The following is a 25,085-nucleotide window of genomic DNA, read 5'->3' as shown; positions in this document are numbered from 1 at the left end:
TTACACTAAGCACTTTAACGTAATTACGCTACCCGACAGACGTCCGATTTATGAAACTTCTTATTCGTCCCGCCCCTGAAGTGGCCATCAAGAGCAAACCCGTTCGCAGACAGCAGATGCGGCACCTGCGCCAGAATATTCGCAAGCTGCTCACGCGCCTTGATAATGACATCCATGTGGACGGAGCCTGGGACAGGGTGGATGTGGATATTCCCGATGGGCGTGGCCTGGCGGGCCCGGTTATCGAAGAACTCCAGCGCATCCCCGGCATTTCCACCATCCAGGAGATCGGTATCTTTCCCTGGGTGAGCATGGAAGACGTGGCGGAAAAGGCCGTTGCAGCCTTTTCCGAACGCATCCAGGGCAAGACCTTTGCGGTCCGGGTTCGCCGCCATGGAAACCATTCGTTCCGGTCCATCGATCTCGAGCGATTTGTTGGCGCAGCGCTTTTCGCGGCCTCAGCGCCTAAAGGGGTTGACCTGGGCAAGCCCGAGGTCGAGGTGCGTATTGAAATCCAGGATGATAACTATCACATCGCTCACCGCAAACACCGTGGTGCCGGCGGCTATCCTTTAGGGGCCGTAGAAACCGTGATGACACTGGTTTCCGGTGGATACGACTCTTCCGTGGCGGCTTACCTGATGATGCGTCGTGGGCTCAGGTCCCATTTCCTGTTTTTCAGGCTGGGTGGCCCGGCTCACGAAGTTGGTGTGCGTCAGGTGGTCCACTATATCTGGGACCGCTATGGTGCCTCGCATGGTGCCAAGTTCATTTCCGTGCCCTTTGAAGGGGTGGTGGAAGAGATCATGCGGTCGGTCAATCCGCGCCACTGGGGTGTGGTGCTGAAGCGCCAGATGCTGAAGGCAGCCTCGGAAATTGCGGCCATTAACAACGCCTCTGGCCTGGTGACCGGCGATGCAGTGGCACAGGTTTCCAGCCAGACCCTGTCAAACCTCAGTGTGGTGGATAGGGCCAGTAGCGAGGTGGTGTTGCGCCCGCTGATTTCCATGGACAAGGAAGCCATTATCAACATCGCACGGGAAATCGGCACCGAGCCCTTCGCCCGCACCATGCCGGAATACTGTGGTGTGATCTCCCGCAAACCGGCAACCCGGGCAAAGCTTCATCGTGTTGAGGAGGATGAGGCCGCCATGGATGCACAGGTGCTGGAGCAGGCCATTGCAAGCCGCCAGGACACGCCGGTCAACCGTCTGCTGGAAACCACGCAGACCCCGGAAGAGGTGGAGCTGGTGCATACGCCGGATGTGAACGACATCATTATTGATGTTCGCCATCCCTCGGAAGGCGAGCAGTCACCGTTGCACCTCACCAGTAACCAGGTGGTGGAAATTCCCTTCTACGAGCTGAGCGAACGCATCCCGTCGCTTCCGGCCGACAGGCAGTACTTGCTGTATTGCGACCGCGGCACCATGAGCCGGATGCACGCCTGTAACCTGAAAGCCGAGGGCCACACCAACATCAAGGTGTACGCCCCCGCGCATTGACCGCTTAGCCTTCCAGCCCCTTGAAGAACTGCTGCACGTTCTCGCTCAGGGTTTCCAGATCATAGCCGCCTTCCTGCACAATCAGTGTGGGCAGGCCGGTCTGACGGATATGGGTAGCCAGACGGCAGAACCCTTCCGAGGAGACTGACACTTTGGCCTGGGGATCGTTGTGATAGATGTCGAACCCGAGAGGAAGTATCAGCGCGTCTGGCTGGAACAGGCGAATGGCGGCCAGTGCCTCCTCAAGTTTTGCGAAGAAGTCGTCCTCTGACGAGCCGTGAGGCATCGGCAGGTTGATGTTGTAACCAAGCCCCTCGCCTTCACCACGTTCGTCTTCGTAACCACTGACTACCGGGTAGAAATTGGTGGGGTCGCCGTGAATGGATACGTAAAGGACATCGCTGCGATCGTAGAAGATTTCCTGGATGCCCTGGCCGTGGTGCATGTCGGTATCCAGTATCGCGATCCGGGGAAAGCGGGTTTTCATATGTTCCGCAGCAATGGCTGCGTTATTGAGGTAGCAGAAGCCGCCGGCTGCGTCCTTGCGGGCATGATGCCCCGGTGGGCGGCAGACCGCATAGGCAGTGCGTTCACCGGCAATCAGGGCATCGGCGGCACCGAGAGCCGTCTGGGCAGACCAGTAGGCGGCAGCCCAGGTATTTGCACCGATCGGGCAGCTGCCATCCGCCTGATATCGAGCCGCTTCAGCAAGGATGCCTTTCAGGGCGTTCGGTGAGCGCACAAAGATGTTGGACATGACTTCGTCACCCCAGTCCTCCATTTCTGACCAGCGCCGGTGTGCAGACTCCAGAAAGCGCAGATAGCTCAGGTCGTGAACCTTCGAAATCGCTCCTGCGCCCTGATCCGCGGGCTGCAGCACCGGGATACCCATGGCTTTCAGCCCCTCCAGCATTTGTCCGGTACGATCGGGTACTTCCTGGGGCTGGCGCATCTGGCCTCGGGTAAAGTACGTTTTGGGAAGATGCTGATCCTGTGAGGGATGAAAAAACGCCTTCATATTCCGGCCTCCTGATAATGACATTGTTCGAGTATAGGCGCCCGCGGGTGTGGGTCAAAACACCTTTGTCTGACTTTACAGTAGCGGTTTCTGCATCCACTATGAGAGACATATCACACTGACGCAAACCCGAATTTATACATTTTGAAAAGGAGCCGAGATGATCGAGTCACCATTGCTTCCCAAGCTGACTGGCTATGTCGGCGGTCGCTGGACTGAATCCCCGGACGGTAACACCTTCGATGTCTACAACCCGGCCACGGGCAAGGTGATTGCCAGTGTGGCGTCGATGTCGGAAAGCGAGGTGAAGGATGCCGTTGCCGCCGGCAAATCCGCCCTTCGCCTGACCAGCCCATACAGCATTGAAACCCGGCGCAAATGGCTGGAAGATATCCGCGACGCTCTCAAGGCCAACAAAGAAGAAGTGGGGCGCATCCTGTGCATGGAGCACGGCAAACCCCTCAAGGAAGCCCAGGGCGAAGTGGACTATGCCGCCGGCTTCTTTGACTACTGCTCCAAACATATCCAGGCGCTGGATGCCCACACCCTGACAGAGAAGCCGAAGGATTGTACCTGGACCGTGCATTATCGCCCCATTGGCGTTACCGGTCTGATTACGCCCTGGAATTTCCCCATCGGGATGATTGCCAAGAAACTGTCCGCGGCCCTGGCGGCGGGGTGCCCATCGGTAATCAAGCCGGCCAGTGAAACACCACTGACGATGATTGCCCTGTTCACCCTGATGGACAAGCACACAGATATTCCCGATGGCATGGTCAACCTGGTGATGGGCAAGGCCAGCGTAATCGGCAAGGTGCTGTGCGAGAGCCCCGACGTCCCCATGCTCAGCTTCACCGGTTCCACGGAAGTGGGTCGCAAGCTGATCCTGGACACGGCAGACCAGGTTAAGAAGCTGGCGCTGGAGCTGGGCGGTAACGCACCGTATATCGTCTTTGACGATGCCGACCTGGATGCCGCTGCCGATAACCTTATTGCCAACAAGTTCCGTGGCGGTGGCCAGACCTGTGTCTGCGCCAACCGGATTTTCGTCCACGAGAAAGTGGCCGATGCCTTCGGTGAGAAACTCGCCGAACGAGTGAACAAGATGACGGTAGGTGACGGTATCAACGGTGATGTCGATCTCGGCCCGCTGATCAACAAGGCCGGCTTCGACAAAGTCAGACGCCACCTTGAAGATGCGCTCGAGAAGGGCGCTGGCCTCGTTGCCGGTAAACAGCCGAAGGAACTGGGTGATGGTCTTTTCTTTCCGCCAACGGTGATCACCGGTGTTAACCGGGATATGGAGTGTTATCGCGAAGAGACCTTTGGTCCACTGGTGCCCATGGCCCTGTTCCGTACCGAAGAGGAAGTCATAGAAGCCGGTAACGACACCGAATTCGGCCTGGCCTCCTATGTGTTCACTGCAGATGCGGAGCGTGCCCAGCGAGTGGCTGCCGGGCTACGTTTTGGCCACTGTGGCTGGAACACCGGGACCGGCCCAACGCCGGAAGCGCCTTTCGGTGGTATGAAGGCCTCCGGCATCGGCCGTGAGGGCGGCCTGGAAGGCCTGTTCGAATTTGTCGAAGCCCAGACTGTACCCCGCGGCTTTTAAGGCTGCGGCGTCAACAGGACCTTCACCGAATCATCCACCAGGGTAGAGTCGAGATAGCCGATACTGCCCAGGGTGGATGACACCACACTCTTCATACTGTTCGCCGAGGAGACCTCCCTCGGCGGATGCCCCTTCCCGGTTAACACCTGTCGTGACCAGAACGACTTCAGCCAGGCGTGAGCTGCGGTTCAGGTAAATGTCCTTTACCTGTTGTGACGTAATGGTGTCGGGGCCACCGTGATGGCCGATGATGACCAGTTCTGCCCGGGGCCCGGCCATTGGCTGGCCCCCCGGGTATTGGAAACTTACGGCGTCAATATAACCTTGACTGTAGCGTCCACATCCGCAGCATCAAGATAGCCAATGCTGCCCGGCGTAGATAAAACCCGGGCTTTTATTGCCGCGGCATTGCCTTGTTCCTCGGGCGGTTGGCCACGACCAGTGAACACTTGTTGAGACCAGAAAGCCTTGAGTTGGGCATCGTTACGGCCAGTGACCTTATCGTGAAACTCCGAGCGGGCGCTGTTGCCTTCCGGGAGTTCGAACGCCCTGGCTTTTTGGCCATCTGGCAGTTGCTGGCTGCGATTCAGGTAGATATCCCGGACCTGGTTCGAACTGATACTGTCCGGGCCAGCGGGATGGCCAATAACCACCACCTCAGCCATCGCCAGGGGGCTGAGCAGCAGGCTTGCCAGTATAATCAGGCTTTGCTTGTTCATGTCAGGCCTCCTCAGAATGCCGAGTCGAGTTTAAGGGTATAAACGTTGGTGCTGTCGTTGTCGCTGGTCAGAACAAAAGCGGGGTTGAGCCCCCCGGCTGAATCTTCAAATCCACGAACATGGGTAATGTCCGCTTTGATGGCAACACCGGGTGTGATATCCCAGCGCATACCGACGCTGTATTCATCCCGGCGCGTGTTGAGTATCGATTCCGGCACGGCTGGCACGACTGCACCCGAGGGGGCCTGGGCGAGGAATGCGGCTTCCCGCTCGTCATTGTCCTGGCTTTCAACCCAGCCAATGACGGCATAGGGTGTGAACGCTCCGAAACGACGGGCAACAGAAAGGTAAGCAGAGTCGGTATCAGCGAACTTACCGTCAACTTCTACCCGGGTAATTTCGGAAATAACCTGCCAGGTGCCGTCATCAAAGCCCAGGCCAATACCGAAGAAATTGCCTCTTTCTTCATCGGCGAGAATCGCCTGGCCATCAACCAACTGAAGCCCATTGGCTTCGGCAATGGCTGCGAGGCGGGTGGCATTGATTGAAGTTTCTCCGGTGGCCGCAATACCTCTCACTGTCCAGACGTAATCGGTCCAGCCCAGGGTCAAACCTGCAGTATTACGCAACTCAACTTCGGAAATGTTGCCTTCTTCCTCGGTAAAGCCGGTGAACACTTGGGTGGTCAGTGATGAACCATCGAAGTTCAGGGTATGGGTGGCATCAGCGCCCACGTAGCTTTGAATTGCTACAGGGTCATAAACTGCGGCAGGAGGTCGGGCCCAGGTCTGGGAGTAGCCCACTTCCAGCGAGTCCGAGTACATGAAAAATGGCAGACGCATCTTGCCGGCACGTAGCTGCAGATTGTTGGTGGGCCGATGGCTCAGGTAAGCCCACTCGATCACGGGATCCCAGTCCTCGGATCCGCGGCCGACCAGCTGCATGACCGCCTGGCTCTTTTCGGTGACATCAAACGTGCCCTGCAGCGCCAGCAGACTCTGATCGGCAACGCTGGTTTCCTCAGTAATGCCGTCAAAGCCTGCATCATTGCTGGCGCGGCTGTAGCCGGTGCTGAAAAAGCCGTTGAAGCGAACGCGATCATTGTTCACTGAGTTCAGCTGTTGTTGCATGGCCTTGAGTTGCTGTTGCATCTGGGCAACGGCTTCGTCACTGGACTGCGCCATGACACTGCCGGCAGCGATGGCAAGCGCGAGGGGCGCCAGGCGAAAGTAGATTCTCATAGTTTGCTATTCCTGGTTGGGAGGGTAGGGCGAATTAAACTCGAAACTGACTGGCCACTGAATGCAGACCCGAGCTCACCTTCTGGATGTCACGGCTGACCACATCCAGTTCATCAGTGCTCTCCATTACGGCTTCTGCGTTTCTGTGCATGTTTGTCATTTGGCCGGTTACTTCATTGAACGTGGTGCTCTGTTCATAGGTGGCTGCAGCGATCTGTTCGTTAAGCTCACTGATCTGCTGTACGTTGCTGAGAATGCGATTGAGGATTTCACCCGACTCCGTGGTGGCTTCCACTCCCTGGTGGGCCTTGCTGACGCTGTGTTCCATGGAGGTCACGGCAGCCGACGAAAGCTTCGATAGCTCGGAAATGACACCCTGGATTTCTTCAGTCGACTTGTGGGTGCGAACGGCCAGGCCACGCACTTCGTCGGCAACTACGGCGAATCCACGCCCGTGGTCACCGGCGCGGGCCGCTTCAATCGCAGCGTTGAGTGCCAGCAGGTTGGTCTGTTCCGCAACTGTCTGGATCGTGTCCAGCAGTCCGCCTACCCGGGAAGAGAATTCATCAAACTGGTTAACAAGACTGGACGTTTTTTCGATCTCGGCCACCAGTTCACGAATGCTGGCAACGTTAATGTTGACCTTCTCCTGACCCGACTGGGCAAACTTTGCAGCATCCTGTGTCTGGTCAGACGCGCTGGAGGCAAAACCAGCGACCTCTTCTACACTGCGAACCAGCTCATCCACTGAGTTGCGGGTAGATGAAATCGCCTGAGCCTGACTGCTGATGCGCTCCAGGTTGGTCTGACTGGTGCTCGTCAGATGATCTGTGACAGAGTTTAATCGGTTGACGTCATCGCGAATGGTGGCAAAGGATTTGTGCAGTTTTTCAATGAAGAGGTTGAACTGGTCCACCAATTCACGAAGTTCGTCCTTACCCTCGTAGTGGATGCGGGAGGTGAGGTCACCTTCACCAGAAGCCATGTTCTCAAGGGATTCAATAATTTGTCGCAGGCTATTGCCAATGGATTTTCCAATCACCAGGCTGAGCCCCGTGAGAAGCACCAGTGCAACAACGAGTATGGTTATAGCCAGAGAGGTGGACGTACTGGAAGCCTCCACGGTGTCGGTGATGGCACCCTGGAAACGGCTGCGGGTCTGCAGGCGCATGTCGTTAAGGTCGGTACGAAGTTGCTCAAGCCTGCGGGCATTGGCAGAGGCTTCATCACCAATGCGGGAAAAGTCAGCGGTGCCCTCGATGATGGCGGTGGCAATACGCGTGGCTTCAGAATAATAGCGCTCGAGGGCCTGGCTGAGGGCTTTAGAGTTTTTGGCCAGTTCCGGGTTCAGATCGGACACTTCGCGCAAATTCGCTAAAATGGTGTCGCGGAATTCCCGTGTATCGTCCAGTTGCTGATCATCACCGGTGGCTACGGATCCATTGATTTGCTGCTCCATCAGTTGCAGCTGGCCCAGATTGACCGTCGTGAGCTCCAAGGTCGGGTACAATCTGTCCTTCACCTGGTTCAGACGTTCAGAGTTCGAACGTTCCGTAAGGATGGAGAAACCCTGACTGATAACGAAAGCAACGATTGCGACGCCAACCAGCAGGCTGAGCTTTTGTGAGATCTTGAGTGATGACAGCATGGTGTGATTCCCGGACAACCCACCTCGGGACTTGAGGCTGCTGCAGTTTAGGTAGTCTGCTAACTAGATAACATTGTGATTTGTATCACAGTGTTAATTTGTGTTTTCGGCGGAGTTGGCGACCGTTCCCTGCGGGATTTGGGTGAATACCTTTATCTGGCACCAGTCACCCCCGTCGGTCCCGGCCCTGTTATAATTCGCAAGTCAAAGCCACCCAAGCACAGTGATATTTATCAATGGATGTTTCCCCGATTATTGATCCCCTCAACGACGCCCAGCGCGAGGCTGTTACGGCCCAGAATGACCATTTGCTGGTGCTGGCGGGTGCGGGCAGTGGCAAGACTCGGGTACTGGTTCACCGGATTGCCTGGCTGATGCAGGTGGACAAGGTACCGCCCACAGGCATCCTGGCGGTGACCTTCACCAACAAGGCGGCGAAGGAGATGCGTTACCGCATCGAGCAGATGATGAACATCCCTGCCCGCGGACTGTGGTTTGGCACCTTTCATGGGATTGCGCACCGTTTGTTGCGTGCCCATTACCGTGACGCCGGCCTTCCGGAGAATTTCCAGGTGCTGGACAGCGATGACCAGCTGCGCCTGATCAAGCGGGTAATGCGTGAGATGCAGATCGACGAGAGTCGCTGGCCGCCAAAACAGGCTCAGTGGTTCATCAACGGCCAGAAAGACGAGGGGCTGCGTGCGGAGCACATCCAGGAAAACCCCGGAGACCATTTCACCAGTACCATGCTGACGATTTACCGCCAGTACGAAAAACTCTGCAACCTCAGCGGGCTGGTAGACTTCGGTGAGCTGTTGCTGCGCTCCCACGAGCTATGGCTCCACCGTCCGGAACTGTTGAGCCATTACCAGAGCCGTTTCCAGCAGATCCTGGTGGACGAGTTCCAGGACACCAACGCCATTCAATATGCCTGGCTGCAGCTACTGGCCGGTAACCGGGTACCGATGACGGTGGTGGGGGACGACGACCAGTCGATCTATGGCTGGCGCGGTGCCAAGGTCGAAAACATCCAGCAGTACCAGCGGGACTTCCCCAATGCCCGGCTGGTGCGGTTGGAGCAGAACTATCGGTCCACGCAACTGATCCTGAAAGCGGCCAACGCCGTGATTGCCAATAACCAGGGCCGTCTGGGCAAGGAACTCTGGACGGATGGCCCGGACGGTGAACCCATCAACCTGTACGCCGCCTTCAATGAGCAGGATGAAGCCAACTACATCGCCGACACCATCAGCACCTGGGTCAGCGAGGGCAACCTGCGCAGCGAGTCCGCTATTCTGTACCGTTCCAACGCCCAGTCCCGGGTGCTGGAAGAATCCCTGATCCGCCAGGGCATTCCCTACCGGGTCTACGGTGGCCTGCGATTCTACGACCGCCAGGAAATCCGCAACGCCATCGCCTACCTGCGTCTGGTGCATTACCGTCGGGATGACGCGGCGTTTGAACGGGTAGTGAACATCCCGGCCCGGGGTATCGGCGCCAAGAGCCTGGCGGACATGCGGGCATTTGCCACCGAACGCAGCATATCCCTGTGGGAGTCTGCAGAACGGCTGCTGGAAGCGGGCCAGGTCAAAGGCCGCGCCAAGACAGGCTTGCAATCCTTCATGGGGATTATCGAAGGCCTGACGGAGATGGTGGGCGACGCGTCCCTGCACGGGCTGATGAAGAAAACCCTGGAGCTGAGCGGCCTCAGGGATTACCACGCCAACGAAAAGGGCGAGAAAGGTCAGGCGCGGGCAGAGAACCTGGACGAACTGGTGAACGCCCTCTCTGATTTCGAAGCGGAGGAGGGCGTTGATCCGTTGTCCGAATTTATCGCCCAGGCAGCTCTGGACGCCGGCGAGGCACAAGCAGAGGTCAACGAAGACTGTGTACAGTTGATGACCCTGCACTCCGCCAAGGGCCTGGAATTCCCGCTGGTATTCCTGGCTGGGGTTGAGGAAGGCCTGTTCCCCCACAGCATGTCACTGGAAGAACCGGGGCGAATGGAAGAGGAGCGCCGCCTGGCCTACGTGGGTATTACGCGGGCCATGAAAAAGCTGGTGCTCACTTACGCCGAATCACGCCGTTTGTACGGCCAGGAGAAATTCCACGCCCTGTCCCGCTTCGTCCGCGAGATCCCCGGCGACTGCATCCAGGAAGTGCGACTACGCAACACCGTCACTCGCCCGGCCATGGTATCCCGGCCCAACGAAAGCCTGTTTGATTCCGCCCCCATGGAGGAGGCGGGCTTTAGCCTGGGGCAGCGGGTGCGTCATCCGAAGTTTGGTGAGGGCATCGTGATGAACAGCGAAGGTAGCGGCCATCATACCCGGGTGCAGGTGAATTTTGATGAGGGTGCCAAGTGGTTGGTGCTGGCTTACGCGCCTCTGGAGGCCTGCTGAGTTCGGTTGCAGAAGTAGGTCGGATTAGCGAAGCGTAATCCGACACTATGCAAGTCGATACTATTTGTCGGATTACGCTTCGCTAATCCGACCTACGGTTCCTGTGCGGCAAGCTCAGAGCCAGCCTTTGCGCTTGAAGTACCAGTAAGGTGCAAACCCGGCGGATACCATCAGCACAATCGCCCCCGGATAACCCAATAGCCACTCCAGCTCCGGCATGTGCTGGAAGTTCATGCCGTAAATGCTGGCAATCAGTGTCGGTGGCAGGAAAACCACAGCCGCAATCGAAAAGGTCTTGATGATCTGGTTCTGCTCGATGTTGATGAAACCCTGGGTAGAGTCCATCAGGAAGTTGATCTTGTCGAACAGGAAGGTGGTGTGGGACATCAGGGTTTCGATGTCGCGATTGATTTCCCGGAGCGTCTCCCGTTGCTCGCTGTCCTTGCGCAGGTGACGCAGCAGGAACGAGATATTGCGCTGGGTATCCATCAGGCACAGACGGGTCTTGCCGTTGCTGTCTTCCAGCTTGGCGAGGCGGTTGATGGCCTCGTCCAGCTCGGCCTCTTCATCCTCAAGCACCAGGTAGCTGACTTCCTCTAGCTGCCGGTGCAGATCCTCAAGCCCGTCGGCGTGGTTCTCAACCTTCTGTTCGAGCAGAGTGACCAGCATTTCGGACACATCCCGTGCCTCAACCTGTTCACGGCGCGCGCGCATTCTGAGTAACCGGAAGTCCGCAAGCTCGCTTTCGCGGATGGTAATCAGGCGGTTCCGCTGCAGTATGAACGCGACAGATACCGTGTTGTGGCGTCCTTCCGCCAGGTTGAGAAAAAGGGAGTGCACGTGCACGCCGGCCTGATCGACAAAGCAGCGCGCTGACGCCTCGATTTCCTCCACGTCATCGAACTCCGGGATATCGGTTTTCAGCAATTCCTGGAGTATCTGTCGTTCCTTTTCGTCGGGTTCGCAGGCGTCGATCCAGTCCGCCTGTTTTACCCGGGTTGCCGGGTCCTCTGCGGAACTGCCCATTTCCTTGATCAAACCATCCACGATCCTGAAGAACCTAAGCATGCGTGTGCTCCAAACAGTCTGAGTGGCCTCATTAAGGAGCCTAGCTCACCAGCAGCATGCGGGGGAGCGGGCTCCGCTTTCCCCGGGGCCCTCAGGCCGGGAACCGGTCCCGGGTCTTGTTGGCGATGCGCACCAATACCAGCATCAGGGGAACTTCCACCAGCACGCCAACCACCGTTGCCAGAGCTGCGCCGGACTGCAACCCGAAAAGGGCAATGGCCGCGGCCACTGCCAGTTCGAAGAAATTGCTGGCACCGATCATGGCTCCGGGCGCCGCGATACAGTGGCGGACTTTCCACAACCTGGCCCATCCGTAGGCGAGGAAGAAAATCAGGAAAGTCTGTACGACCAGCGGCACGGCGATCAGTACGATATGCAACGGATTGTTCAGAATCACTTCGCCCTGAAAGGCAAACAGCAGCACCAGGGTAACGATCAATGCTGCCGGGGTGACGGGGCTGAGGCGTTTCAGGAATACCTCGTCGTACCAGTGCTCGCCGTGCCGGGCGATGAGAGTGCGGCGGGTCAGGTAGCCTGCAGTCAGGGGAATGACGATATACAGAACCACCGACAGGATCACCGTGTCCCAGGGCACCTGGATGTTGGAGATGCCCAGCAGGACGACGACAATCGGTGCGAAGGCAAACAACATGATGATGTCGTTCAGCGACACCTGCACCAGTGTGTAGGCTGCATCGCCCTTGGTCAGATAGCTCCAGACAAAGACCATGGCGGTACAGGGTGCAGCCCCAAGCAGGATAGCGCCTGCGAGGTATTCACTTGCCAATTGTGGGGCGATCAATGGTTCGAACACTACCATCAGGAAAAACCAGGCAATGGCGAACATGGTGAACGGCTTGATCAGCCAGTTCACGATGGTGGTGATGGCCAGGCCTTTCGGTTCTTTTCTCACGCCCAGGACGGCACTGAAATCAATCTGGGCCATCATCGGAAAGATCATGGCCCAGATCAGAATCGCAATGGGAATGGACACCTGGGCATACTCAAAGCGCGACAGGGTCTCCGGCACCACGGGCGCAAATTGTCCCACGGCCACGCCGGCAACGATGGCCAGGGCCACCCAGACCGACAAGTACTTGCCGAAAAGATCCATGCCGCCGCTGGTGTCTTCATTTAAGGTGTTTTCTGCATTGCTAGTCATGGCCCGCCTCGCAGAGTTCATGGAAATGGATCGAGGTGTGAAGCATAGCTGTCTGGTAGACGAATAACCTACCGAAAGGATGCCGGCGATTTTTGTGAAGGGTTTACTTTGTCGCTACACCATTTTAATATCCAGATAAACATATATCCACTAAAATATATATACGGATAAACGAATATGAAGCGTCGCGTTTTATTCGTCTGTACGGCTAACAGCGCCCGGTCCCTCATGGCAGAAGCCCTGCTCAAGCATATGGCGGGGGATCGTTTTGAAGTGGCGAGTGCCGGCACCGAGCCGACCAGGCCACATCCCATGGCACTGCATGTTTTACAGGAGTCAGGTATTGCCGTTGAAGGGTTGCACAGTAAACAGCTGGCGGATATGCAGGATGAACGTTGGGATTACGTGATCACCCTGTGCGAGAAAGCCGCCGATGAATGTGGCGCCATATGTCAGCCGGCCCAGCAGATTGCCTGGGATTTTCCCGATCCCGTGTTGACTGAGCGACACGCCACCTTTGCACTGACGCTCAAAGAGCTCAAGGAGCGTATTGGCCTGTTTACCCTGGTGCATCAGAAGGAGACCGGCCGGAAGCCACTGGAATACAACCCGGTCTCTGTTTTTCGGGCCCTTGGGGATGAGTTGCGGCTGGCGATCCTGATGCTGATTCGCGACCAGAAAAAACTCTGTGTGTATGAACTGACCACAGCACTTGATTCCTCCCAGCCCAAAGTAAGCCGGCACCTGGCGAACCTGAAAGAAGCGGGGCTTCTGGAAACAGAGCGCCAGGGCCAATGGATCTATTATTTCCTCCACCATCAGATGCCGCAATGGTTAATCAGGGTGCTGGATGAGACTTCGGAAAGTAACAGCACACTGGTAGAACAGGAGGTGAAAAGGCTGCGTGCCATGACCGACCGACCTGTTGTACGTTTACTGTGAAGGCAGTTTGACTGGACAGCGTGAAGACTTATTCAGGAGCAACAGAGATGAGCAAGATCAAGGTAGGAATAAACGGATTTGGTCGCATCGGCCGCCTGGCCCTGCGGGCTGCGTGGGGATGGCCGGAAATGGAATTTGTAGCCATCAACGATCCGGGCGCAGACGCCCGTACCCTGGCGCACCTGTTGAATTTCGACAGCGTGCATGGCCGCTGGGATCATGAGGCCAGTCCCGATGGCGACGACATCGTTATCGGGGATCAGCGCATTCACGTAACCCACAACAAGACCATCGGAGAGACCGACTGGTCTGGCTGTGACCTGGTGATTGAAGCCAGCGGTGTGAACAAGAAAGTGGCGGTTCTGCAGGGTTATCTGGATCAGGGCGTAAAGCGAGTGGTTGTCACCGCTCCGGTCAAGGAAGCCGGCGCCAAGAACATTGTCCTCGGCGTGAACGACGACATTTTCGATCCGGCCAATGACCGCATTGTCACTGCCGCTTCCTGCACCACCAACTGCCTGGCACCGGTGGTGAAGGTCATCCACGAAAAACTGGGCATCAAGCATGGCTCGATTACCACGATTCACAGCCTGACCAACTCCCAGGTCATCATCGATGCACCCCACAAGGATCTACGCCGGGCACGGGCTTGCGGTAGTTCACTGATCCCCACCAGCACCGGTTCTGCGACGGCGATTATCGAGATCTTCCCGGAACTGAAAGGGCGGCTGGATGGCCACGCAGTGCGAGTGCCGTTGACCAACGCTTCTCTGACCGATTGCGTGTTTGAAGTGGAAACACCCACGGATCGGGACACCGTGAACCAGCTGTTGAAAGAAGCGGCAGCGGGCGAACTGAAAGACATTATGGGCTACGAAGAGCGCCCGCTGGTGTCCATTGATTACAAGACAGACCCGCGTTCGTCCATCGTCGATGCCCTGTCTACCATTGTGGTCAACGGCACCCAGGTGAAAATCTACGCCTGGTACGACAACGAATGGGGCTACGCCAACCGCACCGTCGAACTGGCGCGAAGGGTAGGCTCTGCCTGATATGACCGCCGCCATCCGACAGTACCTTGTCATTACCGGCAACTATTGGGCCTTCACCCTCACGGATGGGGCCCTGCGGATGCTGGTGGTGCTGCATTTCCACCAGTTGGGTTACTCACCTCTGGAAATTGCCCTGTTGTTCATTTTCTACGAGTTCTTCGGCGTGGTGACCAACCTGGTTGGCGGTTATCTGGGTGCCCGTATGGGCCTGAACCGCACCATGAATATCGGGCTGTTCCTGCAGATCGTGGCGCTGGCCATGCTGGCGGTGCCCGCGGCGATGCTCACCGTGCCCTGGGTGATGGCGGCCCAGGCGATGTCCGGCATTGCCAAGGACCTGAACAAGATGTCCGCCAAGAGCGGCATCAAATTGCTGGTGCCGGATGAGCAGCAGGGCACACTCTATAAGTGGGTGGCAATCCTGACCGGCTCCAAGAACACCCTCAAGGGCGTAGGTTTCTTCCTCGGCGGCGTCCTGCTGATGGCCGCCGGCTTCACGGGCGCGGTCATTATTATGGCTGTTGCCCTCGCCGTGGTCTGGCTGGCGAGCCTGTTCCTGCTCAGGCAGGAGCTGGGCAAGAGCAAGGCCAAACCGAACTTCAGTGAGATCCTGTCGAAGAGCCGGGCCATCAATGTGCTCTCCGCGGCACGAATGTTCCTGTTCGGCGCCCGCGATGTGTGGTTTGTGGTGGCGCTGCCGGTGTATCTGCATACGGTGTTTGGCTGGGATTTCTGGAAAGTGGGCGGCTTCATGGCCACCTGGATCATCGGCTACGGTTTTATTCAGACCATTGCGCCGCGTATTACCGGCAATATGGAAGGCAAGCAACCCGCTGTGCTCTGGGCGGCAGCACTGGCGGTGGTTCCCGCTGCCATTGCCGGTGGCCTGATGGCTGGCGGGCCGCCACAGATGGTGGTTGTGGGTGGATTACTGCTGTTTGGTGTGCTGTTTGCGATCAACTCCTCTCTCCACAGCTATCTGATCGTCAGCTATGCCCGGGGTGATGGCGTTTCCCTGGATGTGGGCTTCTACTACATGTCCAATGCTTCCGGCCGGCTTCTTGGCACCATTCTCTCTGGCTGGGTGTACCAGGCCTACGGGCTGGAGGCCTGTCTATGGATATCATCGGCTTTGGTGGCCATGGCATCGCTACTGTCTTTGTTATTGCCCGAGAGGCGGCACGCTGTGGCGTGAGCCGGCGTCAGAAACGCATGACCAAGCCTGCGCCAGCTTCCACCTGCAAGTAGCCGTCGCTGCGAAACCTGAGCTCGCATCCGCCAGAGCAGAACACTGAGCCTCCCGAGTTCAGGGCGGTGTAAATGCCGCGAAGATCCAGCCGCATGCGCAGGTGTTCGGTCAGGAAAAACTGATAGCCACCACCGAGCGACAGCGCCGTCCGGTGGTGGCTATCGTATCTCGAATCGTCCGGTTCCAGGCGGGTCACCCCCAGCACGCCAGAGACAAACCCTCCGTAGCTTTTCCCGCCGGGGAAATAGAGCCCGCCGAACTGGAGTTGGTAAATCGTAAGATCAATGGACTCGATGCCCGGAGCGAACAGGCCGTTGTCCAGCCTGGCGGAGGTGCTTTGCCGGCTGAAGTAAACTTCCCCCTGCTTGCCAGGCTCGGCCAGATCAAAATTGAGTGACAGCCCCTGGCTCGGGGAATCCCGGAAGTGGATCTGATCGTCGGCGCTGGCACCGGCCGTCTCGATATCCACCGAACTGCTCATGCGAAAGCCTGCAAACGGCGACAAGCCAACCTCTGCCAGCGCAGGCGGCGCTGGCAGGGTAAGGGCGAACAGGACCGCTGTGAGGGTTCGGAGGTTCATACATGCCCGCTCTGTATGGCTGGTTGCTGGCAAGATCCTGTGCAATGGTGTAACCATTATGGACTCTGCAGGCCCTGGTGAACCCATTTTGACAGAACTTTTGCTGGAAAACGTCAGTGTTGGCACCTTGAGTGAGGTATCTCTGGTGGTACCTGCCGGGCAGGTTATTTGCCTGTCCGGCCCCTCCGGCAGTGGCAAAAGTCGCCTGCTGAGGGCAGTGGCTGATCTGGAGCCCCACGGTGGCCGCATTTCTCTGGGGGGTACCGGTCAGCAGGATGTGCCTGCTCACCAGTGGCGGAGCCGGGTGGTGATGGTGCCGGCAGACAGCCAGTGGTGGTTTGATGAGGTGGGAGGGCACTTTCCAGATGATGCCGGTTCGCGACTGCCCTCGGCTCTGGGCTTCCCGTCCGAGGTGATGGGCTGGTCGGTCAGTCGGCTGTCCTCGGGCGAGCGTCAGCGCCTGGCCCTTTGGCGGGCGCTTTCTCTCCAGCCGGAGGCTCTGTTGCTGGACGAACCGACTGCCAATCTGGATGGCAGCAGCACGGAAACCCTGGAAACCTGGTTGCTTGCGGAGATTCGGCGACGGCGTATCGCTACCTTTTGGGTGGCCCATGACCCCGGCCAGATTCATCGTGTGGCAGATGCCCACTACCGGATTCAAGGAACCAGACTGGAGCCTGTCCATGGAGGTGATTGACCTTGCCTGGTGGAAACTGGGGTTGGCGGCCCTGTTGGTGCTGGCTCTGGGTGTATCCGGACACATTGCCCGGCTCGGAATTACCCGCAGCCTGCTGATTGCCGCCATTCGCACGGTCATCCAGTTGGCGCTGATCGGGTTGGTACTTGAAGCCCTGTTTGCGTCCTCTGCGTTTTACTGGATCGCCCTGCTGGCGGTGGTGATGCTGCTGATCGCAGGCCGTGAGGTGGTGGCACGCCAGGGTCGGCGTTTGCAGGGCTGGTGGGCCTTCGGTATCGGCACCGGTGCCATGTTCGTATCGTCGTTCACAATCACGATTCTGGCCCTGACCGTGGTGATCGGCCCCGACCCCTGGTATGCCCCCCAATATGCCATTCCTTTGCTGGGCATGATGCTTGGCAACACCATGACGGGTGTCAGCCTGGCTCTGGACCGGCTCAATGAATCGGTCTGGCGACAAAGAGGCGTGATCGAGAACCGGCTGATGCTGGGGCAGACCTGGCAGCAGGCGCTTGAGGATATCCGGAGGGACGCCATGCGCAGCGGCATGATGCCCTCGATTAATGCCATGGCGGCGGCCGGTATTGTCAGCCTGCCGGGCATGATGACCGGTCAGATTCTGGCGGGCAGCCCGCCTGCGGTGGCGGTGAAATACCAGATCCTGGTGATGCTCATTATTTCGGCATCCACCGGCTTTGGTGCCGTCATGGCGGTCTCCTGGGGTGGCCGCAGGCTGTTTGATGATCGTGAGCGTTTGCGTCTGGACCGGCTGGTAAAGTCTTGAGTCAGCGATCGGTCAGGAACTTTCGGGCCGGGTTGCCAGGCGCACCGCTGCACTGGCATCCGCTTGCGGCCGCCAAAAGCCCTGCCTAGACTCAGAAAAGTCCGAAGGTTTTGACAAGGAGTGGTGGCAATGGCGTTCCAGACCCTGGATGGCAATGAAGCCGTGGCCTCGGTGGCCTACCGATTGAGCGAAACCATTGCCATCTACCCGATTACCCCGGCCTCGGTGATGGGGGAGCACGCCGATGACTGGGCGGCCCTCGGCAAGCCCAATCTCTGGGGGCAGGTGCCGGGCGTGGTGGAAATGCAGTCCGAAGCCGGTGCGGCCGGGGCCATGCATGGTGCCCTGCAGGCGGGTTCGCTGGTGACCACGTTCACCGCCTCCCAGGGGCTGCTGCTGATGCTGCCCAACCTGTTCAAGATCGCCGGCGAACTCTCGCCGTTCTGTATGCACGTTGCTGCCCGCAGTGTGGCCACTCATGCCTTGTCTATTTTCTGCGACCACTCCGATGTGATGAGTGCCCGGGGTACCGGCTTTGCCCTGCTGGCCTCGGGCTCGGTGCAGGAAGCCCAGGACCTCGCCGCCATAGGCCATGCGGTGACCCTGGAAAGCCGGATACCGGTAATGCACTTCTTCGATGGCTTCCGCACTTCCCACGAAATCGACAAGATTGTGGCGCTGAGCGATGAGGACTTGCAGGCGCTGGTGTCTCACGACGGGGTGGAGGCACACCGTGACCGCAGGATGACGCCTGACCGCCCGGTGATAAGGGGCACTTCCCAGAACCCGGACGCCTTCTTCCAGTCACGGGAAGCCACCAATCCGTTTTATCAGGCGTTTCCGGAGCGGCTGGAAGCCGTCTTGGCGCGGTTTGGCGACATCACCGGGCGCCGGTACCAGCTGTTTGATTACGTCGGCCATCCGGAAGCCGAGCGAGTGGTTATTCTGATGGGTTCGGGCGCTGAGTGCGCCCATGAAACCGTGGAATGGTTGGTGGAGCAGGGGCAAAAGGTTGGCGTGCTCAAGGTGCGCCTGTTCCGGCCCTTCGCAAGTGACCGTTTCCTGCAGGCGCTGCCGGATACCGTGAAACACCTGGCGGTGCTGGACCGGACCAAGGAGCCCGGAGCCCAGGGTGAGCCGTTATTACTGGAAGTCAGCGGGGCACTGATGGAGGCTTATAGCCGGGGCGACCGGCAGGTGTTGCCTCGGGTGATTGGCGGGCGTTACGGCTTGTCCTCCCGGGAGTTCACTCCGGCCATGGTCTGCGCGGTCTTTGACCAGTTAAACGAGCCGTCACCGAAAACCCGCTTTACCGTTGGGGTTCGCGATGATGTGACGCACCTGTCGCTGGACGTGGACAGCGAACTGGATATCGAGTCGCCGAAAACCCGCCGGGCGCTGTTCTTCGGTCTGGGCGCGGACGGCACGGTCAGCAGCAACAAGTCCAGCATCAAGATCCTCGGCGAGGGCACAGACCTGTTTGCCCAGGGCCATTTTGTCTACGATTCCAAAAAATCCGGCGCCACCACCGTATCGCACTTGCGCTTTGGCCCGCTGCCGATCCGTTCCAGTTACCAGATTCGCCAGGCCCAGTTTGTAGCCGTTCATGCGCCACAGTTCCTGGAACGGTTTGATGTTCTGGAACATGCGGCCTCGGGCGCCACGGTGTTGCTCAATGTACCCTGGCCACCGGACCAGGTATGGGACCGGTTATCCGTGGAGGCCCAGCGGATATTGGTCGAGCGCAAGGCCCACCTGTTCGTGATTGATGCCGCCGAGGTAGCAGAAAAGGCCGGTCTGGAGCGACGTATCAACACCGTCATGCAGGTGTGTTTTTTCGCCCTGGACGACATCCTGCCCCGTGATGAGGCTATTGCCCACATCAAGGAGTCAATACGCCAGACCTGGGGCCGTCGTGGGCCGGAGGTGGTTCGCCGCAATGTGGAGGCGGTGGATTCCGCCCTGGCGAACCTGCACGAAGTGACGGTGCCGGGCGAGGTAACGGCAACCCGCAGTCGTCCGCCAAGAGTCCCTGAGGACGCGCCGGACTTCGTCCAGAAGGTCACCCGCCTGCTGATGGACGGCCAGGGTGAAAAGCTTCCAGTCAGCGCCTTTCCGCCGGACGGTACCTGGCCCACCGGCACCAGCCAGTATGAGAAGCGAAGTATCGCCCTGGAAATCCCGATCTGGGAATCTGACCTTTGCGTGCAGTGCAACTTCTGCGCAATGATCTGTCCACATACTGCGATTACCAGCAAGGTCTTCGAGCCGGAGGCGGGCAAGGGTGCCCCGGATACCTTCGAGGCAGTACCCGAAACCCACACCCGGGAACTGGAAGGGCTGGATTACCGGATTCAGGTGGCGCCGGAAGACTGCACCGGTTGTGGATTGTGTGTGGAGGTGTGCCCCGCCAAGGACCGCAGCCAACCCAAGCGCAAAGCGATCAACATGAGGCCACTGGAGGAACACCGGGAAGCGGAGGCGGAGAATCTGGCGTTCCTGCGCAGCTTGCCGGATGTGCCCCGGGACCGCATTCCCCGGGACTTCAAATCGCTGCCGCTGCTGATCCCCCTGTTCGAGTATTCCGGCGCCTGCGCCGGCTGTGGCGAGACGCCTTACATTCGGCTGCTAACGCAGTTACTGGGGGACCGGCTGCTGATTGCCAATGCCACCGGCTGTTCCTCCATCTATGGCGGCAACCTCCCCACCACGCCTTACACGGTAAATGCGGATGGGCGAGGGCCGACCTGGAATAACTCGCTGTTCGAAGACGCTGCTGAACTGGGTCTGGGCATGCGGATGGGGCTGAACAAACTGGTGGGCCGGGCCCGGCAGTTGTTGGAGGACATGAAAGATAAGCTTCCCCCGGAGCTATTCCTCGATCTGACCAGCCCCTGTGCGACCCTGGACGAGACGGCCATGATGGCAAGGCGTCAGGCGGTGGAACGGCTGCGTGACTGGCTGTCGGACCAGCACGGACCCGAAGCGCGGGAACTGGCCAGCCTGGCCGATGAGCTTTGCCCCAAGAGTGTGTGGGTGATTGGTGGTGACGGCTGGGCCTACGACATCGGCTATGGCGGCCTGGACCATGCCCTGGCCTCGGGCCAGAACATAAAACTGCTGGTGCTGGATACTGAAGTGTATTCCAACACCGGCGGTCAGCAATCCAAGGCCACGCCCATGGGAGCGATTGCCAAGTTCGCTGCCGCCGGCAAGGAAACCCGCAAGAAAGACCTCGGCCTGCTGGCCATGAGTTATGGCCACGTTTACGTTGCCCAGATTGCCATACAGTCCCACAGCAACCAGACCACCAAAGCGCTGCAGGAAGCCGAAAACTTTGACGGTCCGGCGCTGATCATCGCCCACAGTCCCTGCATTGCCCATGGCTATGATCTGGTGCATTCCCCGACGCAACAGAAGCGGGCTGTGGACAGCTGGGCCTGGCCGATCTATCGATTCGACCCTCGCCGAATCCTCCAGGGCCTGCCGCCCCTGCAACTGGACTCCGTGCGCCAGAAAGTGCCCATGAAAACCTACATGCAGGAGGAAGCTCGCTTCCGCATGCTGGAATTGCGGGATCCTCAGCGCTATGAGCAGCTGGCGAGCGCGGCCAGCGACGCGGCAACGGAGCAGCGGGAGCTGTATATGCAACTGGCGGGTATCCACTTTGAGCCCCATGAACCCGCCGCCGATCCGGCCAGGGGAGCAGACCATCATGACTGACCTGACAACCCGATGGCTCGGGCTGGACCTGAGCTCGCCCCTGGTGGTTGGCGCCAGCCCGCTGACCGACGACCTGGACGCGCTCAAAGCCTGCGTAGAGGCCGGCGCCGGTGCCATCGTGATGCATTCGCTGTTCGAGGAACAGCTGGTTGCGGAGCAGATGGCGGCCCATCGGTTTATTGATTCCCGCATCAATACGGATGCAGAGGCGCGCTCATTCTTCCCGGAGTCCGAAGTGTTTGAAATGGGCTCCAGCAGCTACCTCAAACGTCTGGGACAGCTTCAAAGGGCGCTGGATGTGCCGGTGATTGCGTCGCTCAATGGCATTTCCCCTGGTGGCTGGACCCAGCATGCCCGGGAGCTGGAAGAGGCCGGCGCGTCTGCGATAGAGCTCAATCTTTATGATCTGGCCACCGACCCGTCCGACACGGCCGATTCACTGGAACAGCGTCAGCTTGAGGTGGTGCGCTCGGTGGTGGAGCAGGTCACCATCCCGGTCAGCGTCAAACTGTCGCCCTTCTATTCCGCGTTACCTGCTTTTGTGGCAGGCGTGGAAGCAGCGGGGGCCCGGGGGCTGGTGCTGTTCAACCGCTTCTATCAGCCGGATATGGATCTTGAGGAACTGGAACTGAGCCGGGAAGTGGTGCTGTCCACCAGTGCCGAACTGCCCCTCAGGCTGCATGGACTGGCGATGCTGTTCAACCGTACCACGCTGGAAATGGCGGCCTCCGGCGGCGTTCACAGTGGCGATGATGCTGCCAAAGCCATCCTGTCCGGCGCAACGGTGGTGCAAGTGGTGTCGGCGCTGTTGGGTGAGGGGCCAGCAGCGCTGGCCAGAATCACCGACGAACTGAACCAGCGCCTGTCCGGCATGGGGTATCGTTCATTGGTCGAAGCGCGCGGTGCCCTGTCACTGGACAATGCACCCAATGCCCAGATCTGGGAGCGATTGAATTACGCCCGCCTGTTGCATGGCTGGCAATCGTCTCAGTGAGCTGAACTCGATTCGTCGGGTTTGCTGATCAGGCGCGGTAACCATTTCAGGTAGGCCGTCATCCCGAACAGTTCCACCAACGACTGGAATACAATCACCACCACCGCCGGCGCCCATAACTCCGGTAATGCGATGGCAAAAGGCAGCACCACGAAGGAGTTGCGGGTGCCGAAGCTGAACGCCAGGGTTCGCCCGCGAGCGCCCGGCAAATGGAAGCTCCTGCTCAGCACTTTGGAGACCAGTGCAGCGAGCACCAGGTAGAGCGAAAAAATCACCAGCAACTGGGGCAGCATGCGCCCGGTCTGTATGACCAGGGTGATCTGTGATGCTGCAATCATGAACACCACCAGAGCCAGGAACGGCACGGGCAGCCAGCCAAGGGACCGGATATAACCGGCAAAGCCAGGCCTTTTTTTACCGGCTTTCTCTGTCAGCCAGGCCAGTAGCAACGGGGTCAGGATCAGCCCGAAAAACACCGGCACAAAATGCCCGGTCAGGTTGGCGCTGACCATGTCTTCTCCGATAAACAGCCAGAGATAGATCGGTAACGTCAGGATCTGCAGAATCAGCAGGATCGGACTGGCGGCAATGGCCCGCGTGCCGTCACCGCCGCCCAGATGGGTAAAGCTGATAAACCAGTCTGTGCAGGGCACCAGTAGGACCAGCACAATGCCAAGCCGGATGGCAGGGTCTGCAGGCGCAATGAACAGCAGCAGCCACACGATGGCGGGCATGATAAGAAAATTGCCCAAGACCAGGGCGGCATTGAACCGCTTGTCGCGGAAAGCGGTAGCCATGTGGGTCAATGGCACCTGGGTAAAGGTGGTATACAGGAGCAACCCGAGCACCGGCCAGAGCAGGGTCTCAAAGGTCACTGTGACCGCTGGCCAAAACCAGCCGGTCACCATGCCGAAAATGATTGCCGCCAGATAAAGCCAGACCTGATGGCGCTCCAGCGAATCTTTCATTGTGGCGCCGTCTCAGCCGGTTTGTGACGGTACTTCGCGAATACGGCCGTGTTCATCAATGGCCACATACACAAACAGCCCCTCCGTGACCTTGCGAGGCGCTTTTGCCGTGCGGTCCAGGGTCCAGACTTCAATGTTGATTTTCATTGAGCTGCGGCCCACTTCGACCAGCTCTCCGTAACAACCAACCTGGGAGCCAACCCGTAGCGGTGACAGGAACTCCATTCGATCCATGGCAACCGTGGCGTTGCGGCCCTGGGAGATTCGCCCTGCCATGGTGGCGGCGGCAATGTCCATCTGTTTGACCAGCCAGCCGGCGAACACATCGCCATTGGGATTGGTATCGGAAGGCAGGGGGATTATCTGGATTATCAGTTCACCCCGGGGCGTGGGTTTGTCGTCATCGAGCGCTGTCATGAATAAACCTTTCTTGTCTGGAATTGTTTTAGTCCCCGCATGGTAGCGGCCTGCGCGGCGTCTGCAAGAAAAATTGAACGACCAGTTCTATATTGCAGGGGTTGTAACAAAGTTGTCACAGAAGGCCTTTACTGTTCACACATCGGTGAAGCAAATCCGACAAAAAAGTCAAAGTGACATATGGAGACTCAACGTGATCAAACTTAAAGCAGCCCTTACAACTCTGGCACTGGCAGGCAGCATTGCCGCCGTGTCAACTCCGGCCATGGCTCGCGACACCATCAACATCGTAGGCTCTTCCACTGTTTACCCGTTCGCTACCGTGGTTGCCGAACGTTTCGGTCGTAACACCGACTTTCCGACTCCGAAGCTGGAGTCCACAGGCTCTGGCGGTGGTCTGAAGCTGTTCTGTGAAGGTGTTGGTACCCAGCACCCGGACATCACCAATGCTTCACGTCGCATGAAGAAGAGTGAGTTTGACAACTGTCAGGCCAACGGCGTCAAGGAAATCACCGAGGTACGTATCGGCGCTGATGGCATTGTCATGGCCAACTCCAAGGATGCGGAAAAGATTGATTTGAGCCTGGAGCAGGTGTTCCTGGCACTGGCCAAGGACGTACCCGATCCGGACGGCGGTGACAAATTGGTAGCCAACCCCTACATGAACTGGAGCGAGATCGACTCCAGCCTTCCGGACATGGAAATCAGCGTAATGGGGCCACCTCCAACCTCTGGTACCCGTGACGCCTTTGTTGAAATTGCCATGGAAAGCGGCTGCAAGCAGTTCGACATGATCGCGAAGATGGAAGACGAGAACGAGGACAAGTTCAAGAGCGTATGCCACAGCATGCGTGAAGACGGCCCGTTCATTGAAGCCGGCGAAAACGACAACCTGATCGTACAGCGCCTGGCACAGGACCCGAAAACTCTGGGTATCTTCGGCTACAGTTTCCTGATGGAAAACACCGGTCAGATCCAGGCAGCGACCGTAAACGGCGTTGAGCCGACTCCCGAAGCTATTTCCAGTGAAGAGTACCCGGTTGCCCGCTCACTGTGGTTCTATATCAAGAAAGCGCACGTGGGTGTGGTTCCCGGTATCCCGGAGTACGTGGCCGAGTTCACCAGCGAGGGAGCCTGGGGCGACAATGGCTACCTGGTTGACGTGGGCCTGATCCCCAACCCGCGCAATGAGCGCATGAAGATTGCCAAGGCGGCGAAAGAACTGAAGTCGATGACTGGTAACGAGCTGTAAGGTTCGATCAGAGAACGTCAGGGATGACGAAACAGGAGCGCGGGCCGGACGG

Annotated in this window: 21 protein-coding genes; 11 read left to right on the top strand and 10 right to left on the bottom strand. The window is 58.4% G+C overall.

Going from position 1 to position 25,085, the window contains the following annotated elements:
• The first annotated feature begins 50 nt into the window (after window positions 1–50).
• Window positions 51–1,505: a tRNA uracil 4-sulfurtransferase ThiI gene (thiI, locus tag FDP08_RS11305; RefSeq protein ID WP_137436260.1), complete on the top strand. Its 1,455-nt coding sequence runs from the start codon at window positions 51–53 to the stop codon at window positions 1,503–1,505.
• A gap of 4 nt (window positions 1,506–1,509) precedes the next feature.
• On the opposite strand, the gene FDP08_RS11300 is transcribed toward thiI, so the two are convergent.
• Entirely contained in the window at window positions 1,510–2,523 is a 1,014-nt protein-coding gene (locus tag FDP08_RS11300) for a histone deacetylase family protein (protein WP_137436259.1), read from the bottom strand.
• A 160-nt stretch (window positions 2,524–2,683) separates the two neighbouring features.
• Between FDP08_RS11300 and FDP08_RS11295 the strand changes: the two genes are divergently transcribed.
• Window positions 2,684–4,135: an NAD-dependent succinate-semialdehyde dehydrogenase gene (locus FDP08_RS11295; RefSeq protein ID WP_137436258.1), complete on the top strand. Its 1,452-nt coding sequence runs from the start codon at window positions 2,684–2,686 to the stop codon at window positions 4,133–4,135.
• 30 nt (window positions 4,136–4,165) lie between these two features.
• Here FDP08_RS11295 and FDP08_RS11290 read toward each other — a convergent pair whose 3' ends face one another.
• Genes FDP08_RS11290 through FDP08_RS11275 form a run of 4 tightly spaced genes read right to left on the bottom strand, consistent with a single transcriptional unit; the run spans window position 4,166 to window position 7,743 of the window.
• The gene (locus FDP08_RS11290; RefSeq protein WP_228263288.1) at window positions 4,166–4,414 is read right to left on the bottom strand and encodes a hypothetical protein; all 249 of its coding nucleotides are present in this window, start codon (window positions 4,412–4,414) and stop codon (window positions 4,166–4,168) included.
• Window positions 4,415–4,440: 26 nt separating this feature from the next.
• Window positions 4,441–4,854, bottom strand: a complete 414-nt coding sequence (locus FDP08_RS11285; RefSeq protein ID WP_137436257.1) for a type 2 periplasmic-binding domain-containing protein — start codon at window positions 4,852–4,854, stop codon at window positions 4,441–4,443.
• Between the two features lie 11 nt (window positions 4,855–4,865).
• Window positions 4,866–6,095 (bottom strand): hypothetical protein, encoded by a 1,230-nt coding sequence (locus FDP08_RS11280; protein ID WP_137436256.1) that lies wholly within the window; start codon window positions 6,093–6,095, stop codon window positions 4,866–4,868.
• A gap of 34 nt (window positions 6,096–6,129) precedes the next feature.
• On the bottom strand, window positions 6,130–7,743 hold the full coding sequence (locus tag FDP08_RS11275; protein ID WP_137436255.1) for a methyl-accepting chemotaxis protein: 1,614 nt from the start codon (window positions 7,741–7,743) through the stop codon (window positions 6,130–6,132).
• Between the two features lie 236 nt (window positions 7,744–7,979).
• Here FDP08_RS11275 and uvrD point away from each other — a divergent pair, with 236 nt between their 5' ends.
• Window positions 7,980–10,145, top strand: coding sequence for a DNA helicase II (uvrD, locus tag FDP08_RS11270; protein ID WP_137436254.1), 2,166 nt, complete (start codon window positions 7,980–7,982; stop codon window positions 10,143–10,145).
• 114 nt (window positions 10,146–10,259) lie between these two features.
• Here the strand turns inward: uvrD and corA are convergent, their stop codons facing one another.
• Together corA and arsB are read right to left on the bottom strand one after the other, a co-directional pair.
• Complete coding sequence (gene corA, locus FDP08_RS11265; RefSeq protein ID WP_137436253.1) at window positions 10,260–11,213, bottom strand: magnesium/cobalt transporter CorA; 954 nt, start codon at window positions 11,211–11,213, stop codon at window positions 10,260–10,262.
• A gap of 91 nt (window positions 11,214–11,304) precedes the next feature.
• Window positions 11,305–12,375: an ACR3 family arsenite efflux transporter gene (arsB, locus tag FDP08_RS11260; protein ID WP_137436252.1), complete on the bottom strand. Its 1,071-nt coding sequence runs from the start codon at window positions 12,373–12,375 to the stop codon at window positions 11,305–11,307.
• Window positions 12,376–12,552: 177 nt separating this feature from the next.
• Here arsB and FDP08_RS11255 point away from each other — a divergent pair, with 177 nt between their 5' ends.
• The 3 genes from FDP08_RS11255 to arsJ are packed head-to-tail and all read left to right on the top strand — an operon-like array spanning window position 12,553 to window position 15,564.
• Window positions 12,553–13,317: a metalloregulator ArsR/SmtB family transcription factor gene (locus FDP08_RS11255; protein WP_137436251.1), complete on the top strand. Its 765-nt coding sequence runs from the start codon at window positions 12,553–12,555 to the stop codon at window positions 13,315–13,317.
• A gap of 47 nt (window positions 13,318–13,364) precedes the next feature.
• Window positions 13,365–14,369 carry an ArsJ-associated glyceraldehyde-3-phosphate dehydrogenase gene (locus FDP08_RS11250; protein WP_137436250.1) on the top strand — a complete coding sequence of 335 codons (1,005 nt, stop codon included), beginning with the start codon at window positions 13,365–13,367 and terminating at the stop codon, window positions 14,367–14,369.
• A gap of 1 nt (window position 14,370) precedes the next feature.
• The gene (gene arsJ, locus FDP08_RS11245) at window positions 14,371–15,564 is read left to right on the top strand and encodes an organoarsenical effux MFS transporter ArsJ (protein WP_137436249.1); all 1,194 of its coding nucleotides are present in this window, start codon (window positions 14,371–14,373) and stop codon (window positions 15,562–15,564) included.
• 7 nt (window positions 15,565–15,571) lie between these two features.
• Here arsJ and FDP08_RS11240 read toward each other — a convergent pair whose 3' ends face one another.
• On the bottom strand, window positions 15,572–16,198 hold the full coding sequence (locus tag FDP08_RS11240) for a porin family protein (protein WP_137436248.1): 627 nt from the start codon (window positions 16,196–16,198) through the stop codon (window positions 15,572–15,574).
• A gap of 88 nt (window positions 16,199–16,286) precedes the next feature.
• On the opposite strand from FDP08_RS11240, the gene FDP08_RS11235 reads away from it, so the two are divergent.
• The 4 genes from FDP08_RS11235 to FDP08_RS11220 all read left to right on the top strand — a co-directional run bounded on the left by FDP08_RS11235 (window position 16,287) and on the right by FDP08_RS11220 (window position 22,396).
• Window positions 16,287–16,895 (top strand): ABC transporter ATP-binding protein, encoded by a 609-nt coding sequence (locus tag FDP08_RS11235; RefSeq protein WP_137436247.1) that lies wholly within the window; start codon window positions 16,287–16,289, stop codon window positions 16,893–16,895.
• A complete protein-coding gene (locus FDP08_RS11230; RefSeq protein WP_137436246.1) occupies window positions 16,882–17,679 on the top strand; it encodes an ABC transporter permease in 798 nt (265 codons plus the stop codon). Before FDP08_RS11235 ends, FDP08_RS11230 begins: the two co-directional genes overlap by 14 nt.
• A 129-nt stretch (window positions 17,680–17,808) precedes the next feature.
• Window positions 17,809–21,402, top strand: a complete 3,594-nt coding sequence (gene nifJ, locus FDP08_RS11225; protein ID WP_137436245.1) for a pyruvate:ferredoxin (flavodoxin) oxidoreductase — start codon at window positions 17,809–17,811, stop codon at window positions 21,400–21,402.
• Window positions 21,395–22,396: a dihydroorotate dehydrogenase-like protein gene (locus tag FDP08_RS11220; RefSeq protein WP_137436244.1), complete on the top strand. Its 1,002-nt coding sequence runs from the start codon at window positions 21,395–21,397 to the stop codon at window positions 22,394–22,396. The genes nifJ and FDP08_RS11220 overlap by 8 nt, the downstream gene beginning before the upstream one ends.
• Here FDP08_RS11220 and FDP08_RS11215 read toward each other — a convergent pair.
• Both FDP08_RS11215 and FDP08_RS11210 read right to left on the bottom strand, forming a co-directional pair.
• Complete coding sequence (locus FDP08_RS11215; RefSeq protein WP_137436243.1) at window positions 22,390–23,364, bottom strand: arsenic resistance protein; 975 nt, start codon at window positions 23,362–23,364, stop codon at window positions 22,390–22,392. The two genes, FDP08_RS11220 and FDP08_RS11215, sit on opposite strands and share 7 nt — an antisense overlap.
• Before the next feature lie 12 nt (window positions 23,365–23,376).
• Window positions 23,377–23,781 carry an acyl-CoA thioesterase gene (locus FDP08_RS11210; protein WP_137436242.1) on the bottom strand — a complete coding sequence of 135 codons (405 nt, stop codon included), beginning with the start codon at window positions 23,779–23,781 and terminating at the stop codon, window positions 23,377–23,379.
• Between the two features lie 193 nt (window positions 23,782–23,974).
• Here FDP08_RS11210 and FDP08_RS11205 point away from each other — a divergent pair, with 193 nt between their 5' ends.
• The gene (locus tag FDP08_RS11205) at window positions 23,975–25,033 is read left to right on the top strand and encodes a substrate-binding domain-containing protein (protein WP_137436241.1); all 1,059 of its coding nucleotides are present in this window, start codon (window positions 23,975–23,977) and stop codon (window positions 25,031–25,033) included.
• The last annotated feature ends 52 nt before the right edge of the window (window positions 25,034–25,085 follow it).

The organism is Marinobacter panjinensis (assembly GCF_005298175.1).
Lineage (GTDB): Bacteria > Pseudomonadota > Gammaproteobacteria > Pseudomonadales > Oleiphilaceae > Marinobacter > Marinobacter panjinensis.
This window is presented reverse-complemented; position numbering and strand designations above follow the sequence as displayed.